This is a genomic window from Anaerophaga thermohalophila DSM 12881 (genome assembly GCF_000191885.1).
Classification (GTDB): domain Bacteria; phylum Bacteroidota; class Bacteroidia; order Bacteroidales; family Marinilabiliaceae; genus Anaerophaga; species Anaerophaga thermohalophila.
Genome location: NZ_AEWI01000027.1, coordinates 1 through 19662, shown reverse-complemented (window position 1 = coordinate 19662; position 19662 = coordinate 1). Strand labels below are relative to the sequence as shown.

The window sequence follows — 19662 nt, the reverse complement described above, 5'->3', positions numbered from 1 at the left end:
TTTCCTTAATAATTTGTTATCTCTTCCAACTGATAAATAGAGGCCGGAGGCTGAGGCTGAGAATTCACCACAGATTACACAGATTATCGCAGATTTTTTCAATAATCAATTATCAATTAGAGGTTGAGGTTGAGGTTACGAAAAGAAAATCTATTCACATTATAAAATCTGCGTCCATCTGCGCTAATCTGCGAACCAAAATGCCCTTCGGGCGGTTGCTTCCAGCTTATTACTCCCTCATTCTGTTAAAAAAATGAGCGGAATCGCCCCACTTATCAAAACCCGGCCGCCGGCCAATCATTTCGAGCCGTATTGAAAGACAGTCTGAGCAATCTTCAGCCCCTTCATCGGTACAGGGTTTATTCTGGTACAACAAATAATTTCTTCTGAGGTTCGATGGCGTTATATTTGGCATCATGACATTGGCACCCGCCTGAACCGCCTTTTCTCTCCCCATCGGGTCAATGGCCTGCATAGCTGTTGTCGCGGCAATATTAATATCAGGCATCATTAAACGCAACAATGCGACCATATTGAGCGTTGTCAGAAAGCGCTCCCGTGGTGTCCATAACTCCGAACGCCTGAAGTAAAGCGGCGTATCCTCGTGTTCGATATAAGGCCCCATCCCGACCATATCGACGTCAAAATTTTTAAAGAAAAGGAGGTCACCTGCAAGCTGTTTAAAAGTTTGTCCCGGCAGCCCAATCATCACTCCGGTTCCGGTCTGATACCCGGCATCCTGAATAGCCTTCAGACAATCCATCCGTTTTCTGAACCGGTGCTTCTCATCGTCGGGATGCAATTGCCTGTAAAGCGCTTCGTCGGAGGTTTCAATACGCAAAAGATACCTGTGAGCACCGCTTTTAAACCAACGCCGATAGGTTTCAGGTGTTTGTTCGCCTAAGGAAAGCGTAATGCCTAACTTACCATTGGTTTTCTCTTTAATCTTCCTGAGCAGCCGATCAATTCTGTCCACAAAAACAGGGTCGTCTCGCTCTCCGGATTGCATAACGAACGAACCGTAATGGTGTTCATACGCGAATACAGCAGCATCCAGAATGGCGTCGTCGGACAAATCGTAACGATCCACATTCTTATTGCTCTTTCGGATACCACAATAAAAGCAATCTTTTGTGCAAATGTTGGAAAATTCTACCAGCCCGCGATAATAAACTTCATTCCCCCGGCTTTTTAACAAAAAATTGCCTGCCAGAGACAGCAGCTTTTTCTGCTCATCACCTCTCAGAGCCAGCAGCTGCTCAAGGTTCTCAATACTCCACGAACCCGATTCCACTATTTGAAAAATATCCTTCAAGACGGTTTCATTTTAGAAGGACGAAATTAATAAGAAAAATCGAGGTTCAATGAAGAATTGAGATTGAGGATGAGGATGAGGCTAAGGTTGAGGTTGAGGTTGAGGTTGAGAGTTCACCACAGATGGCACAGATAAACACGGATTATTTTAATTACTAAAAATCGAAGGTTATTCGTTTTTTTGCTCATTTTTTAGACTCTCCGCTCCGCTCAGAATGGCCGACTCCTCATTGTCATTCTGAGGAGTAACGACGAAGAATCTCCACAAATTCCCAAAACCCAAAGTCCCCTTTGGGGGGATTTAGGAGGTCCCAGACACATAACTCAGTATAAAAACCCAAATAGCCAGAGCGGTATTCGATTACCGCGACCAGATTCCACATTATCGATCACCAGAAAGGATGAAGGCACATCATTTATCTGATCAAAGCTTTTATTTTTGCCGCCAACTTCGAATGTATATTTACCGGCAACCAAAAAGTCACCCCTGTCAGTATAATTCACCTTATACTTTGGCTTTAATTGCTGAAAAACAAAAGTCTCCCGTAAATTACCCCTGTCAGGTTTCTCATCGGCCAGAGCATTCAGGATATTCACATTACCTGGAAATATCTTTTCGGGCTTCCGCATACGGGAAAGACCTGCCTTCCCCGACTTAAGTAAAAGAATAATTCCGGCTCTCTCCAGTATTTCCAGATAATGATATAATGTTTTGCGATCAACCTCCACCATTGCAGCCAGTTTGGACATATTGGGCACAAAAGGAACATTAGAACTGATTATCTCTATCAGAGACTTTAATTTTATGATGTTCTTATATTCCACCCCCTGAGTGATGGGCACATCCGTTTCGAGCACGGTATTAATAACCTGTTGTAAACGTTCCAAATACCGTTGTTTACTCTCTTTGTAAAAAGGATAACAACCATTGATTAAATATTCCTTAAATACAGCAAGCGGCTTTAGTTTTTCGCATATATCGCGGCTTATTGAGATGTGATCGGACAAGAGAGTTTCCAAAGAAAATGATGGGAACCCTATCCCATATTCAAGCTCTATGTATTCACGCAAAGACATTTCTGGGACAAAATATGCAGAAACACGCCGGCTTAAATCACCTCTCCCTTTATAAATATCCAGGACTGAAGAGCCCGAAAAAACAATTTTCATATCCTGATAACTGTCGTACAAATTTTTTATCTCTACAGACCACGAAGGGTATTTATGCACTTCATCCAAAAACAGAATTTTACCGCCATGATTATAAAAATCCCCGGCAAATTCAACAAGTTTGTGATTAGAGAAATAGATATCATCCAGACTCACATATAACACATCATTGTCCTTTGGATAATTTTCCTTCAAATATTGCAGCATTAGCGTTGTCTTTCCAACACCACGTGAACCCATTAATGCAATCAACCGGTCGTTCCAGTCAATCTCTTCCCGTATAAATCGCTTAAATACAACATTTGTATTGCTTAACAGACGATGATAAACATCATATAAACGTTCCATAACACTCAATTAATTGTGGAATATACTCCGCAAATATAAGATGTTTTTGTGGAAACTAATACCACATATAAACAAATGGTATTGTAAAATGGAGGTTGAGGTTGAGGTTAAGGTTAAGGTTAAGAGTTCACCACAGATGGCACAGATTGCACAGATAAACACGGATTTATTTTAATTACTAAAAATCGAAGGTTATTCGTTTTTTTGCTCATTTTTTAGACTCTCCGCTCCGCTCAGAATGGCCGACTCCTCATTGTTATTCTGAGGAGTAACGACGAAGAATCTCCACAAATTCCCAAAACCCAAAGTCCCCTTTGGGGGGATTTAGTGGGCCCAAACCCCGGTACACCCCCGGTTTCCTGACAAAACTCAAAGAATATCTCCGACAATTAGGGTAACTTTGGGAAAACGATAAACAGAAACCACCATGATCAACAAAAGCCTGCTGGAACCAAAAAGTATCGTCGTTGTCGGCGGATCCGAAGATACAACCAAACCCGGCGGAAAGCTTCTGAAAAACATCCTGGACGGGGAATACAACGGGAAACTCTACGTCATCAATCCTGGGCGCGATAAAGTGCAGGGAATAAAATCATGGAAGACGGTAAACGATCTGCCTGAACCCCCCGAACTCGCTATTCTGGCAATTTCAGCCCAACATTGTGTCACTGTTGCCGATGAGCTTGCAAAAAAAGGCACAAAAGCTTTTATTGTTATCTCGGCAGGCTTTAGCGAAGACAGCCCCGAAGGAGCTAAACTTGAAGAATCGTTGAAAAAGATTGTAGATGAAGTCAACGGAACTTTAATCGGCCCCAATTGCATCGGAGTATTGACCCCGGCTTACAACGGCATTTTTACGTCACCGGTACCAAAACTCGACCCAAAAGGCTGCGATTTCGTCTCCGGCTCCGGCTCTACAGCGGTTTTCATCCTGGAATCGGCTTTACCCAAAGGACTCACTTTTTCATCCTTAATAACAGTGGGCAACAGCGCCCAACTTGGCATTGAAGAGGTACTGGAATACTGGGACAACGCGTATGAGCCGGGCAAAAGCTCCAACATCAAACTTATTTATGTAGAAAACATTAAAAATCCCGACAAACTCCTCAAACATGCTTCATCGCTTGTGCGTAAGGGATGTCGCATCGCGGCCATAAAATCGGGGATTACCGAAGCCGGACAAAGAGCAACAGCATCGCACACGGGAGCTATGGCCAGCGCCGACTCGGCAGTGGAAGCTCTTTTCCGGAAAGCCGGCATTGTAAGATGTTTCGGCCGGGAAGAACTGACCACGGTAGCTTCGGTATTTAATTATCCAAAGCTGGAAGGCAAAAATCTGGTCATCATCACGCATGCCGGCGGTGCAGGGGTTATGCTTACCGATGCCCTGTCGGGAGGAGGCCTCAACATACCCCCCATAGAAGGAAAGGCACACGATGATATTCTTGATATTTTAAATCGAGGAGCATCTGCTTCCAACCCCATTGACATACTGGCCACGGGAACTGCCGAACAACTGGGAAAAGTCATCGAATATTGCGACACAAAAATGGATGACATCCACGGTATGATCGTCATTTTTGGCAGTACCGGCCTCTCCCGCGTCTTTGATGCTTACAAAATGATTCACGAAAAGATGAAGCAATGCCGTAAACCGGTATTTCCGATTCTTCCTTCTGTCACCAGCGCCCGCGAAGAAGTTGAATTCTTCCTGTCGCACGGTCACATCAACTTCCCTGATGAAGTCGTCCTTGCCAGGGCACTCACCAGCATCAATCAGACCCCGGAGCCCGCCGATGAAGACATTTTCAGAGAAGGAATCGATATCCCGGCTATCCGGTCTGTTATTGAAGATGCTCCGGAAGGATTCCTGGACCCCGCCACAATCAATAATCTTTTACAGGTAGCTGGAATCCCCGTTGTTCAGGAAGATGTCGCTACATCAAAAAAAGAACTGATGTCAATTGCAAAACAATTTGGCTACCCGCTTGCAATAAAAGTAATAGGCCCTGTGCATAAATCGGATGTAGGAGGTGTAACACTAAATATCAAGTCTGACGCACACCTGCTATCAGAATTTCGCCGGATGCGAAAAATCAAAGGTGTTAAATCGGTACTTGTTCAAAAAATGCAAACAGGAACAGAACTCTTCATCGGGGCAAAATATGAACCCACCTTTGGGCATGTTATCCTGTGCGGACTTGGCGGCATTTTTGTGGAAGCCCTCGGCGATCACTCCCACGGACTGGCACCCCTCACCTTCAACGAAGCCTGGTCGATGGTACGCAGCCTGAAAAGTTATCCCATCATCCAGGGATTCAGGGGACAGGAGGGCATCAACGAAGAACAATTTGTGGAAATCATCGTCCGTCTGTCCACACTGTTGCGCTTTGCTACCGAAATTAAAGAGATGGACCTGAATCCCCTGATAGGTAACAAAAACGAGATAAGAGTAGTGGACGCGAGAATGAGGGTGGAAAAAAATGAGGGTGAGGATGAGGGTGAGGATGAGGATGAGGTTGAGAGTGCACCACAGATGACGCAGATTGACACAGATGTAAAAAAGTCAAAGAGATGATTAGATTTATAGATATAAGAGGGTAGATTCTTCGCTCCGCTCAGATTGACAGACTGCCCCTTCTGTCATTCTGAGGAGGTACGACGAAGAATCTCACTAATTTAATAGAGGCTGAGATTGAGGTTGAGGTTGAGAGTCACAATAAGAATATGTATAAGTTCTTGCATGCGAGTTCCATCAGACCAATGACTCAGACTAATTTTATACTGATGAAAATAAATTTGAAAAAGGCTGCTGACTTTTTCAGCAGTCTCTACACTAGAAAATATTTTCCAAGGTCAGGTGCTAATCTTCATAGAAATTCAGGGCGCCCCTAACTCCCTTTCTCCGCCATTCATCAAAGAAATTCCCATATTTGTCCAAACCTGTAGGCAGTTTCCTCATTTTTTGCAATCTTTGTAAACGGAAACTGTGTATAAGTGAAAGAAAGAGAATGTTTTCTGTTATTCAACTTTAATTAATACCCGTCTGTAAAGTCGGGAAACGTTGTAACAAATAATGTGTCTCTTCAGAAAGTGCCTGTTGCAAGGCTTAAGAAGCCGCCAAAAACTGAATTTATTCGTAAATGCGTATTTTGGCGGCAAGCGTAACACAGCAAATGGTACTTTATGGACAGACATTAATTATCCGGGGCCAAACATTATCATTATAAATCCCCCCGAATAAACTGAAAAAAGTATTGATTTACAATAACCAAGACAGCATTTACCTGGATGAAGCTCGGTACCAACATACATAGTACAAACCATAAAAAGGCCTACCGAAAGCCGGTGTTGGAAGTGGTGGAAATTGACAGGGCGATTTCTCTACAAGGATATTCAGGAGTCATTCCTGAACCTGAGGTTTCTTCTTTTGATCAAAATCAAATAACCAATACCGATAATAACAAAATATTTCCAGAGTCAAAAAATCCTTTTGGTGGAGGTACACCGAATTATGATTACGATCGATAGGGTGAAAGGCTGGAGAATAGAGTATAGATGTTGGATGTGAGATATTTGAGCTAATATTCAGAGAAGAGAAGTTTTACAGCCAGAGGCAATCAAAGAAATAATTCAAAAAGAGGCCGAAAATCCTTAAACAGGAAGTTCGGCCTTTTATATAAATGTGCGACACCTTCGGCGTCGCATTATAATTGGCAAATATTTCCTATAAATATAGTAGCCCTTCAGGCTCCGTTCTTCTTTAGCAGAGCGATGTATTCCCGAAGGCGGTCAAAGTGGCTATGAGTTGGCAATATGAGAAGAAGCAGGGAAATTGTTGTGAATGGGAGAGATTCTTCGTCGTGCCTCCTCAGAATGACATGAACGGCTTCCTGTCATTCTGAGCAAAGCGAAAAATCTCTTCAAAGGCCAAAAATGTTTGAAGGGTAAAAACGAGTAAAGGAACTTGTTGTAACAGGAAGTAGATTCTTCGTCGTTACCTCCTCAGAATGACAGAAGGGACAGTCTGTCATTCTGAGCAAAGCGAAGAATCTCTTCAAAGGCCAAAATGTTGAACCCGGTCTAAAACGCATCTTTGTTGCCAAACTCTTTGCTGTTTTAAATTTTTGCATCCTCATTAACAATGAGTTAACTCCGGTACAAAAATTTAAAACGCCTTGGTTTTGACAAAAATATGTCTTTTTATACTACACTCAACCATTAAAGATGTAAAAATTTTGGTTGAGAATAACAGATTGCGAGCAGTTGTAAAAATGTACTCCTTCTCTTTGAAAAAGCCCCGCATCCGACATTTCGGAGACGAGGCTTTCAAACTTTACAGGATTATATTTTTCGCCCCCCCCCACAATCTGGGGGCTAAAGGTATCCGGGTTTCTGTCGCAAATCTGTAACATTTTTCTCTTTTACCGGACAGATTTTACTACCGATCTGTCACCGCTCCGCTCTTAATTTCTAACACCTACTCGCCTAATCGCCTACTCGCCTAATCGCCTAATCACCTACTCGCCTAATCACCTGACGACCTTACCGGTTTTAACCACATCTCCAGTATTTACCCGGATAATGTAAACACTACTGTTATCGGGCAAATCAACTTCTGTTTCGGTCTCGCTTGTGGTGACGCTGTTCATCAGTCGTCCATTTATATCCATCACTTCTATCTTAGCATCATCTTTTTGCAACAATTCCTGACCAATCCGGACAACTGCATACGGTCCATGACCAATAATCGCTATACCGGACACCCCATTCCCTTCTGTCTCTTCAATATCGGTGGGAATCTGCTGTACCTTCTCCAGATGAAGAACAAAACGGTCATGATCATCACCCATTTGTGCAGGTGTATAGACATACTCGTTCACTTCTTTCAGGTTTGTCCGAAAACCGGTAGCCTTATCCTCAAGATATACTTCATAATTGGCACTGAATTGATCCATATCAATTTTCATGGTTACTTCGCCTTCTACACGATTACGTACACTTAGCGGAACTGAGTACTCTTCTTCCGTCAATACGGAAAAACCATTTATCGCGTATGGCTCTCCATTTATCAATGTATAAATTTCCGGTACATTCTCAGAGCTGTTGAACTGCTTTTCTGAGTCCTCTTCTCCTATTCCATCAGAAAAAGCTTCATTGAAGTAAATCACGGTCCCGTCAATCAAAAGATTGTTATCGGTCTGTATTCTTATCAGATTGTACGAGAAAGTTTCATTTGATGCACTTTTTAATGGTGCATCGCTGTTCCTGACACGGGCAGTCCGTTTTATAGTCAAATCTGCATTAGCAGTTTCTATTTTCATCTGAACAGACTGACAGGGTGGGATATGACTGATATTACTTTCATCATATCCTTCGGGCTCAAGCGTCCATGCACCGGGTAAATTGTCGCCACCATTGTTATAAGTTTGAATTACTCTCTCTCCTTCAATTGTGACCCAACTCCAGATGGTATTGGAAAATCCATTACGCACCCAACCTGCAGGGTTTTCCCAGTCAATGGCGGCAGGAAATGGATTTCCAACCAGATAATAACCCCGACCATAAGTTTTCGTAACATCACTATTGTTGACTTCTCCGGAAAAATTCAACTCTTTTCCTTGCAAGTATTTCCCATAGACAGCTTCCAGTTCATTCAAATCAGGATTTTCGCTTATATAAGCATAGTCAACTCTTATCCATTTCCATTTGGGATCTTTCCTGAAAACATAAACAAAATCATTATTTATATTATCTTCAGGATAAAACCAATTCAACTTTGCATCCTTTATCGGACTGCTTAAATAAAACTTCTTATTAGCATCCAATTTGAGTTTAACATTAACGGTCCCCGTGTTTGTCGGATTTTCCGGCAACATCAGTGATGAAAGATTGGAATTGGTAGATTCGAGGATAATGGTGCTGCTGTTATCCACATCATTGGTTATTTCAAGAGTGGCACCCGGCTTCAACGTCAAATTACCATTCGGATTAATGGTCAGGTTCATACAGAAGGCGTTGCCATCAATTTGGGGCATATAATCCACTTCTGTAGCTGCCGGAATTTTTACTTCAGTACTTATTGACGGCACAATACCGGAATCCCAGTTTTGAGAATCAAACCAATCAGCAGTTTTTCCGAGCCAGGGGTAATTAGAGAGCTGAACACCTCCAAGTGTAAAATAATTACCCTGGGGAAATTCATTAAATGACCGTTTAGTCCCACTTTTTATAGTACCATCATTCTGCCCGTTATCTGTAATAACACTGCCTGCTTCTTCCCATGCATCGGTCGATAAATCTTTCCAGTTAACAATTCGAAGCGATTGGCGTTCGGTAGCATCAGCTGACACTCCGCTTTGAGCGTCCCAACGGATGGTAACATGAGCATTGGTTGTTTCAGGAGCTTTTATGCGCCAATATTCATTTTTGCTCACAAATTGCAGCGGAGAAACCAGGGAATTGGGATCGAACCCATCATCCCCGGGATTATGGTTATAATATTGTGTTTCCCATACAGCAGCACTCGTGGTACCGGTTTCTGATAAAGTGATTTCACCATAACGTCCGTTATCACCAACCGGGAAAGCAAAGCTTCCCCCCGTATTTACAGACTTTTCAAAAGGCCCACTGACATAAGATGAAGAGCTTCCGCCGGACACAGAACCCGCCTCATAAGACAGCACTGCGAAACGGTTTCCGAGACTGTTATTAACAACCCCATCTGTCAGGATAAGGGACCCCTGAATTTCAATATCACTGTCAACAATAACTCCTGCGCTATTATTAACTTCAAAATGATTGAGCCTGCTATCATTACTGCCATTAAAATCTGCTAATCCACCAATGTTCTGAGTGGTATTTCCATTAAGTACCAATTTGGCTTCAGCACCTGTTCCGGCATCAAAAGTTCCACTGTCAAAGATAAAGTCACCCTTAATTGACAATGTTTTGTCGTGTTCATTAATCAATGTCGGCCCATTCAACTCAATATCACCATAAACCTGAATCGTCAGATTGGGCAAACGCCTCAGCCCTGTTCCGACAAACCGCAGGTTATTGACAAAAGTGTTTTCACTAAGAACATCATAGCTATCGCTTCCGTCATATTCTAAAGTACCACCCGAAGCTGAAAAAAAGTTTTCATAAACACCTGCAGGCAAATCGCCCCTCAGTAGACTCAAAGTTCCCTGACCGGTAACTTCTCCCAGTCGGTGACCAAATGTACTGCCAACAGATAATGTACCTCCACTTGCAATTTCAGTACGATAACTGACTTTATAATTATCCGTTATATCAATATTGTTCCGGATAATTACTGAAGCACCTCGTGGCCCTCCGCCAGGCACAGTTCCTCCGGGAGTAGGATAAGTATCCCAGTTAGAAGCATAACTCCATATTCCGTCAGCTACAGATATATAAACCGGCACTTCATCGGGAATAGCTCCTTCGCAACTGCCTTCTGTATCTTCAATGCCGGCTGTATAATCCCCGCTTATACCATAATCATCCGTGGAACTAAACCGGAAAGTAAGCAACTCATTGATCTGATCAAAACTGGCAGGGTCGTACTTATTCCATTGAGTACTGTTCCGAAGCAATCTTGCCGTAATGTAATCAGAAACATCGTAATTTGTACCAGACAATGAGTTGTCAACCTGCACATCAGATTCATAATATTTCATGGATGCTGAACCTGTAAGATTGTTAATGCCGCCGGATTCTAAAACCCAATAATATTTAAGGACATTAAGTGAATCGATAATATCGTTACAGGGCTCATCATCATTAACGACAGTAGGATGTAGTTCATCAGCCGCTTTGATCCTGATGTAACCACCTGCATCCACATTGTCAATATTAAATTCAACAGGAGTATATTTCCCTGCAGAACCTATCGGGTAAATAAATGTAGTCGTACTGCTGATAGCAGGGAACCATTTCTTAATACCGGCATCTGTAAACGAGATATTGGTTTGAATCATATTTTGCTCAGAAAACGCATTACCTTCGATAATCGAAGCATCCGCGTTTAACTCAAGCAGGTTTTTACCAATATCGAACACACCGTTTTCCAACTGAAGGGCCCCCTTAATATTTATGGTATTACCTTCGGGAACAAATATACCCGACGGGTTATTAATGGTAAGTTTTCCAAAGGCACCACTCCCTTGCAGATTTTGTTGTTCTGTACCATTCATCCGGATACCGTTTCCGGTTCCTCCCCAGTCATGATCACCTTCAAATACAAGGTTTCCTTTTACCGACAGGGTATGACCATTATCAGACAATACGCCACTTTGATGACTGAACACATTGTTAATGGTTACATCATCATTAAGTGACAATGTACCGGAGCCATTTTTGGTCACATTGTAAAATGCGGGAGAACCAACGATTTCTTGAGCGCTGTTACTGCTGAAAAAAGTGGTATTATTGTTGGCAATGAAAGTCCCATTCACCGTAATATCGCCATTCAGAGTTAACTGCTGTCCATTAGCATCAAAAGAAGCACCTGATTGAATATCCAGATGATTATTGATAGTAAGAGGCACTGTCTGAATCTGAGCTACCGGACCGTTGCCACTGCTATTGTCAATTGTTAAGTTCGACAGGTCAACATTTGAATATATTCCTACAGTCTGGTTGGCCGGCGTATTAGCATGCCCGATAAAAATATTAGCAGCTGCAGCCACGCTTGAGGTTGCAGGTTTAAGATAAAGAGCAGCTACCCCGGGATTATCCTGTGCCCGGGCAATATACAAATCACCACCGGTCAAACTAAAATTACTGTTTGTATTAAGCACTTCCAAAACGCCCCGATCATTCTCGGGAGCTGCATCGTTCCCTACCACTACGGTTCCTCCGCTTTGTGTATAATTCAAAATGCCCTCTGACGAAGTTAAACCCCTTCGGATTTGAGAACCCACAATTAAATGACCGGATGACACATTAATGGCAGCGCTTCCGCTGGCCGAGTACTGAATGTAGTTGTCGCCGCCCGACATATCCACCGTACCACCGCTGATTTGCAATATACCATCCAGCAAAATGCCGCTGTTACCGTTGGCACTGGCTTGCCCCTGGCGTACTTCCAGACCGGCAGTACCGGGTATATAGAAATTATCATCGCCGGTGGTTAAATCCACATTGATATCAGGGTCGTTAAGGATGAGCTTCCCGTTTTTGAGTTCGATGGCCTTGGGTACACCTGCACCCGAGGTCGGGCCGTTGAGGGTGAAATTATCCTCGAAGGTGAAGGTGGAAGTGGTGTCGGTGCCTTTGTTCATTACAATTTTGTACAACTCAATCGTGGAATTTCCCGGACTGTAATTATCAATAAATGAGTGATCACCTGTTCCTGACAATTTTAAGATGACATTATTATCATTGATTGTCGAGAATAAATCAAAAATCATTGAACCTTCACCTCCTACAGTACCCGGGAAATTCAAATTAATATCTCTTTCCACTTCAAAGGTATGTTCAATGCCATTCCCTCCTCCTTCATCAACAGTTACTCTGAAAGTATTATCATCTTGATTCTTTCCTCTTCCTGTAACAAATTCACCCGTTTTAAGCGAATATGAGTCTGTACCATTTGGATATTCAATTCTGCCACCGCCTGTATAGCCTAAACGTGTCCTGTTCTCAACGTTATAGTTTCCACCCATTTTCATTACTGCCTCCCCATCCACAATAAGGTTTTTAAGGCTCATATCATAATTAAAACTTACAATGCGATTATAATTGCCATTATTACCGTAAACCCTTAATGTGGGTAAAACATCAAAGAAATCACCCGAATCTACATTATATGTGCCATTATCACTCGATAAATAAAATTCTACCAAACTTGTATCATTAGCAGCAAACTCACCAATGTCGGCATTCAATGTTGGACTATTTCCAATAGCTTGTTGCAAATAAAGGTCACCAACACCAGAAATTTTTCCTACAGTTAATTGGTCGTCTGGTGCAAATCTTAAACGGGGTAAATCTTCAATATCTGTATAAGTGCCTTCACGTTGAAAAATAACTTCCGCAGCTTCCTGCGTACCACTAACATTGATACCATCCTCCCCGTTATCACCTCTAATTACGGCGATATCACCGGCACCAGGATAATCAGATGAAGTATTTGGCCAAGTATCGGTTGGATTATCATACCATGAAGTAGTCAGGTCCCAGTCAAATCCACCAAAGCCACTATTTCGTCTACTATAGTAAACCGTAGGAGCGCCGACAAAGCGATTAGGCTCACCGGCAGTATAGTTTGCGTTTTCGAGGGTAAAGCCGGCATTGGGCCAGGCATTCTGCCAATTCGTGTTGATGTTAGGACCGGTAGCATCTGTGTTGAACATCCTGCTGTTAATACTTTCAATATTGTCATTCGGGTCAGGAGCACCGCTGGTACCTGTGCCATTGAAGATGATGATATTGGCCGGGTCATTGCCCAGGATATTCCCTTCGATGTTGGAAGCGCCGCCATCTTTTACCGCTGCTGTTCCGCCTTCATCGCTACGCGTGTATGCACCGCCGTCAAGTACTTTCCCGGGCACAAATAAAGCTTCACTACTCCCGCCTATATCAAGATCACTGTCATCGTATTGGAAAATCCAGCTTACCGTGGGTTCTTCGCCTTCGTCATAGCCTTCAAAATCAACGTTCCAGTAGTAAGAGAGGATATCCCCGCCGGATAAATCCGTAGTTTTCAACTCTTTATCCACAACACGTACTGTAATGTACTCATCGCCATCGGTGATTCCATGGTCATGTAAACGGCATATAGCGGGGGTGTATTTATCGGAACCCGAAGCATCCGTGCCTATCGGAAACCATAGCCTGTCAGGGAATGCGTAAGGACCTTGTTCTTCGTCCCACGAGTCTAATAAATACTCAAATTCATCTTTGTCAGGTAACGGCCAGGTCGGCTGTTTGGGCACTTTTAGTGACAGACCGCCATCCGAAGCATTTCCGGCCATACGAATAAAGTCGGGCACATCAAATACCGGCTGCCCGGAAGCAACTCCGGCCATTCGTATACTGTTAGTTACTGCGTATGTTTCAAATAAATCTATTTTAAGGTTATGCGTACCAATATCAATAGTACCATTGAAATATTCAATACGGCCAAAATGCACATCGCTTACCAGGGTAACCGGGTTGTTGTGGTCATCGATGAAGCGCATATTACCAATAAATGCATTGTCTGTAGTTTGTAAGGTCAATGAATCGGGGGACCGTACTTCAATAATTCCCTCTTTGGGAGTTGTGCCTTCCTTATACACAAACATGGTGTCGCGAATTTCCACATCGGTGGTATAAAAATTCACACTATAGCCCACGGGATCACCGACAGAACCGTAAGTTCCACCTCCGTTTTCAACAAGAGTAACAGTATTATAAGGGTCTATCTGACTGAACGTACCATTAAGCAATTTAAACTGATTTTTGATACTTAACAATTGACTCAGCCAGCGACGTGTATTTTTACCACCATTGCTCAATACCCAGTTTCCTGCCTGACCGGCTGCATTGCCCCAGCTTCCACCTTTACCGGGACTTTTAGCAGCTAATGACAATTTACCACCGGGTTTATCAACAATTAAATTATACAAAGGAAGATTGTATTTCCAGGTATGCATTTCACCGGTTCCGGCAGTTGGAAAGTTTCCGTCAGGTCCACCATCCGAAATATTTGGCGATTCGTATTCCAGCAACGCATTGGTATAAGATGTGATATCTCCAATGTATAAAACAGCATCTTTTGAACTATTAAAATAAACAGTTGCACTGGTACTATTGTCACTTCCTGTCCAGCCCCAAACGTCCAATACAGCACTATCTCCGATGGTCAAGTTTCGCCCAACATACAAATCTGCAGGGGTGGCATTATCGGGAACTAAATCAAGATAACTTCCGTAAGTATTAGATACACCACCGGCCGTTTCGTTTCTGGTAGTCCCTGTTTCAATAGTCAAATCATTGAGGACGTGTAAGTCCTGCACTGTCAAATTTTCATCAGTAGTGCCAACATTCGTACCACCGGTTAACAGGTGTTTACCTGGACCATTGCTGGAGTTCCGCACAATGACATTCCAAAACGGTGCTGTGGAAGTAATGGGAAAGTCGTTGTCATTATCAATTTCCATAATCACGGTGCCACCGGTAACATTGTAATTTGTTTCATCCGAGGCTATAAAAATACCGCCTTTACTATTCGCCTGGTGAATGTGCAAGGTACCTCCTGACATGTTAAAAACATTTCCGGGATAGGTAAGATTAAAACAATAGTAATCAGTATGAGTACTTCCGCCAAGGATATTGGTCGTTCCGCCGCTTTGAACGTAACCGCCTATATTATTCGAACCCAGAGTAGATGTTCTTAATTGATTCATATTAAGAACACCTCCTTCAACCTTCACCAATCCGTTTTCCCGCATAGTAATACCACTGTTAACCGTGGCTTCCAGGGTTCCGCTACTAACCTGAATTTTTCCGTAAGTTACGATGGTAGTTCCGCTGTTCTTAGCAACAAATCCTCCATCTACCCATAAACAGGCACTTTCAGAAATATTATAATTACCTGTATTATTAAGAACAGGGATACTGATATTGCTTTTTATTCTGGCAGTCCCTTTAATTAGCCCAAGAGCATTATTATTGTCTGTTAATTGAGAGACTGAACCATGATTTTCATTGGCCGCACCATAAAGTTTAAAATAGTTGCTATTTGTTGCTTCCAGCACCAGTTCGTAGGTATCGTCCGTTCCCTTGTCAATTTCGATACGATAAAAAGTAGAAGGGCCGTCCAAAAATGCTGTCTGGTTTTCTGAATCATTCAGAAAATTCACATCCACAACACCAACGGTGGTTTCACTTCCGTAATCTGGCGAAGTGCGATTGGTAAACTTCACGATCCCCTTATTGGTGAAATCGCCATACAAATTAAGCTGATGACGGGCATTACCGGTTCCCGTCAAAATAGATGCATTGTCTTCTACATTTACATCACCGGTAACATTGATATTAAGATTGGAGGTGGAGCTATTGTTGTTAATTTGGAAGGTACCGCTTTTTAAACGGAAATACCCGTTAACAGTGTAATTACTCAGGAGTGTCAATTTGGTAGAAGGAGAATTCATATCGACCTCCAAATTGTAAAACTCCCGGTACGTTGAAAGATTAAAGTCGGAGCTGCCATAATAAACAACCGTACCCTCGCCTTTGCCTTTGGAAATAAAATGGCCGGCATCACCCGACGGGAAGTTGTCTCCACTCAGCAAAATCCTTCCTCGTCCCTTTATTTTATAAAAACTATGCCCTGATGTTGATTGGAAATCCAGACGTCCGTCAACAGTAAGCTCACCATTGGATTTATTATCATTCAATACCGTCACAGTCTTCCCTGTCAGTATCACCACATTATCGGCTCCAGCCGTAGGAGAAGTTGTGGGCGTAAAATGATTGGGATTATTGGGAAGTGCTCCGGAAGGATCTAAAGTCCATACCTCCCAGTTATTCCAGTTACCACTAATAAGGGTGTACCACGTACGATTTTCAACACCATCTAACGGGCTATCGGTCCGGTTAATTGTTCCCACCGTGTAGTAACCATCGCTAAATTGAGCATCATCAACAGAAAAATATAACTGATCACCATTCTGAACACCACGCCCGACAACAGAAATGGTATCATAATCATCCACAAGATTAGCCTTATACAAAAGACGATAATTATCGATATTGGCCGGATAATTTCCACCAATACCTTCCCCAAAATCAAAAGCCAGTTTCACATCTATGGTTCCGGTTTTATCGACAAACCAATTGCGCTGCCAGGCTGCTTCAACCTCGGGGTACAAAACACCCGGAGTTGTATTTACCGCATTGGAAGTACCATCATGGGCAGCAAATACATAATCACCGTTAACAAAATTCCCGTTTTGAGTAACAACCAATCCGCCGGTATATAGTTCGGTGGTACCGTCACTCTCTTTTCCCATACCGGTCATACCAACAACATAGGAAGCATCCTCAGGAACATAAAGGTCAACTGGTAAATTGGCATCTAACCCGTATTTTTGGGCCAGATAGTTTTCAACAACCGTTCGTTCAGCTTTTCTCAGAGGTGAACCGTAAACAATTAATTCTGCAATATCTCCCTGAAATGCCTGACCAGCCTGATATCCCCCGTCTACAGCATCCTGGTCGCCTCCAATGGCAAAAGCTCCACCATTGGTTAGGATTGCACCGGACTTAAGCGTCCCTGATCCTGCAGGGGTTCGGGTTCCGTCGAGATGCATTAATAATTGACCATCGGAATTTCGCCATTGATGCGAAAAAATTTTCCAGTTCCCGTCATTAAAAGCACTTCCCATATTGCTGCTGCTACCCTTAATATAGGTGCGGGGATCGTTACTCTGATATAAGAAATATTCATTATCTGAACCAGAGACGGCATAAGAAAGAAGCCCGTCTCCACTATCGGTTGTTCTTAAAACCATAAAAACAGACACGGCACCGGAAGGCATGTTAAAAGGATTGCTTACAATTCGATTGTTGCTCTTGGAGAACTCCACGTAATCATGGTTGTTTAAACCACCAGCCTTAAAAACGGGAGAAGTAGCTGAAGAAGCAGACAAATCCTGAGATTTCCCGGAATAATCACCCCAGGTAGTAACATCATCACCATCGCTTAACCCGAGGGAATCGGGCAATAACCAAAGATAAAGTTCCGGTTGGCCGCTACTGCCATCGGAATTTCCAATGCCACCCGGACTTATTTGCGCAAAAATGCCTGAAATGGCTAAACAGCAAACTACACTGAGAAGTAAAACTTTTGATTTCATATCTATTCTATCAATATTTAACCCTGTTCAAAAAAGAAAATTTGAACTGTTAAATTTATTAATAGATACGTTATTATTGTGTAAACGTATCAAATTATTTGGCAACCAATGAGTTTTATTAGATTAATAGATTTTTTCGGTAGATGAAATGATTTATATTGAGTATAAATAGCGCCTGTCCATAAAGTGCCATTTGCTTTGCTAAAATATTCATTTAAGAAGAGTAAACTCCGTTTTTGGATAACGCAAAAAATATTGAGTGCTATCTAACAAATGCACTTTCTATACATCCAAAAAAGCCCCGTTTCCAACATTTTGAAACGAGGCTTTTTAACTTCACAGGGTTAATTGTGATATTTTTGAGTCCCCTGAATTCGTCAAAAGGGGACTTGATAGACTTTTTAAAGGTTTCAGCCGCAGCTCCGCAGTTTTGTCCTTTTACCAACAGATTTTATTACCGATCTGTCACCGCTCCGCGCTTAATTTCTAACACCTACTCGCCTACTCGCCTACTCGCCTAATCGCCTAATCACCTAATCGCCTAATCGCCTAATCGCCTAATCGCCTAATCGCCTAATCACCTACTCGCCTAATCACCTACTCGCCTAATCACCTGACAACTTTACCGGTTTTAACCACATCTCCAATATTTACGCGGATAATGTAAACGCCACTATTATCGGGCAAATCAACATTGTTTTGAGTTTGTCTTGTTGTAACTTTGTTCAGCAAGCGGCCATTCATATCCAAAAGGTCAATTTCAGCGTCGGATGTTTGCAACAATTCATTACTGATCTGAATCTGTGCATAATCTTCATAACCAACAATTTCGATATCGTCTGTACTTTCAGTATCCGGCTGGTTAATGCCGGTAGCAACCTGTTGTATTTTTTCAAGATGAAGAACAAACCGATCATGATCATCGCCCATTTGAGCAGGTGTATAAACGTATTCGCTTTGCTGCAGAAGATTAATCCATGAACCGGTTTCTTTATCTTCAAGATAAACAGTGTACCCGCCCCCGAATTCTTTCAGGTCGAATGCCATGGTAACATCTGCTTCTACACGGTTGCGAACACTTATCGGAATGGAATATTCGCTATCGGTCAATTCCGGAAAACCGTTAATGGCATAAGCACTGTTGTTAATTCTGGTGTATATTTCCGGTACATTTTCGGAACTGTTGAATTGTTTTTCCGAGTCTTCATCACTGGCTCCGTTAATAAAGGTATCATTAAAATAGATAAGGGTACCATCAATCTGCAGGTTATTATCGGTTTGGATTCTGATTAGATTATATGATGACTGCTGACCTGCAGCACTTTTAAGTGGCGCATTACTGTTTTTTACACGAGCTTCACGCTTAATGGTCAATTTGGCATTACCAGCAACAACTTTCATTTGTACTGCCTGGTAAGGAGGAATATGGCTTGCATTTTCATCAGAATATCCTTCAGGCTTAATAGCAGCGACCCCATTGTTAATAGTCTGGACAGTTCTGTATCCATTAATAGTTATCCAACTCCAGATTGTTGTAGAAAAACCTTCTCTTTCCCAACCTTCATCTTTGTCCCAATCAATTGCCACAGGGAAAGGATTGGATACCAAATAGTAACCTGATTCAAAAGATTTTGTTACATCGCTATTATTAACTACTCCGGTATAATTCAAGACTTTACCTTCTCCGTATTTGCCATATACCGCTTCCATTTCCTGAAGTTCAGGTTTCTGTGAAATATAAGAATCATCAACCCTGATCCATCTCCAGGAAGGTTCTCTCCGGAAAACATATACAAAATCACTATCTAAATTACTATCGGGATAAAACCATTTAAGTTTGGTATTTTTCACCGGACTTCCCAAATAGAATTTTTTACCGGCCTCTAACTCAAGTTTTACATTAACTGGAGTTTCCTCAAAATTTTAATCAGGGAATAAAGAAAGTTGAAACTGGTCATGATGAGGGCCAATTCTA

At 42.3% G+C, this 19662-nt stretch carries 6 protein-coding genes; 2 read left to right on the top strand and 4 right to left on the bottom strand.

The features are described from left to right. Positions 1 to 229: 229 nt before the first annotated feature. Positions 230 to 1315, bottom strand: a complete 1086-nt coding sequence (gene hydE / locus ATH1_RS0109635) for a [FeFe] hydrogenase H-cluster radical SAM maturase HydE (RefSeq protein ID WP_010420779.1) — start codon at positions 1313 to 1315, stop codon at positions 230 to 232. Between the two features lie 323 nt (positions 1316 to 1638). Then, positions 1639 to 2832, bottom strand: coding sequence for an ATP-binding protein (locus ATH1_RS0109630; protein WP_010420776.1), 1194 nt, complete (start codon positions 2830 to 2832; stop codon positions 1639 to 1641). Between the two features lie 427 nt (positions 2833 to 3259). On the opposite strand from ATH1_RS0109630, the gene ATH1_RS0109620 reads away from it, so the two are divergent. Both ATH1_RS0109620 and ATH1_RS0109610 read left to right on the top strand, forming a co-directional pair. Further along, complete coding sequence (locus ATH1_RS0109620) at positions 3260 to 5410, top strand: acetate--CoA ligase family protein (protein ID WP_010420774.1); 2151 nt, start codon at positions 3260 to 3262, stop codon at positions 5408 to 5410. A gap of 713 nt (positions 5411 to 6123) precedes the next feature. Continuing rightward, a complete protein-coding gene (locus ATH1_RS0109610; RefSeq protein WP_010420768.1) occupies positions 6124 to 6363 on the top strand; it encodes a hypothetical protein in 240 nt (79 codons plus the stop codon). Positions 6364 to 7364: 1001 nt separating this feature from the next. Here the strand turns inward: ATH1_RS0109610 and ATH1_RS19285 are convergent. Next, a complete protein-coding gene (locus ATH1_RS19285; RefSeq protein ID WP_010420762.1) occupies positions 7365 to 17687 on the bottom strand; it encodes a T9SS type A sorting domain-containing protein in 10323 nt (3440 codons plus the stop codon). Between the two features lie 609 nt (positions 17688 to 18296). Beyond that, positions 18297 to 19538: a T9SS type A sorting domain-containing protein gene (locus ATH1_RS20140; protein WP_139035338.1), complete on the bottom strand. Its 1242-nt coding sequence runs from the start codon at positions 19536 to 19538 to the stop codon at positions 18297 to 18299. Positions 19539 to 19662 lie beyond the last annotated feature (124 nt).

What these genes read in the sequence shown, in the direction of transcription:
- ATH1_RS0109620 (WP_010420774.1), top strand. Translation starts at nt 3,260, where the DNA reads ATGATCAACAAAAGCCTGCTGGAACCAAAAAGTATCGTCGTTGTCGGC.
- ATH1_RS0109610 (WP_010420768.1), top strand. Translation starts at nt 6,124, where the DNA reads ATGAAGCTCGGTACCAACATACATAGTACAAACCATAAAAAGGCCTAC.
- ATH1_RS0109630 (WP_010420776.1), bottom strand. Translation starts at nt 2,832, where the DNA reads ATGGAACGTTTATATGATGTTTATCATCGTCTGTTAAGCAATACAAAT.
- ATH1_RS19285 (WP_010420762.1), bottom strand. Translation starts at nt 17,687, where the DNA reads ATGAAATCAAAAGTTTTACTTCTCAGTGTAGTTTGCTGTTTAGCCATT.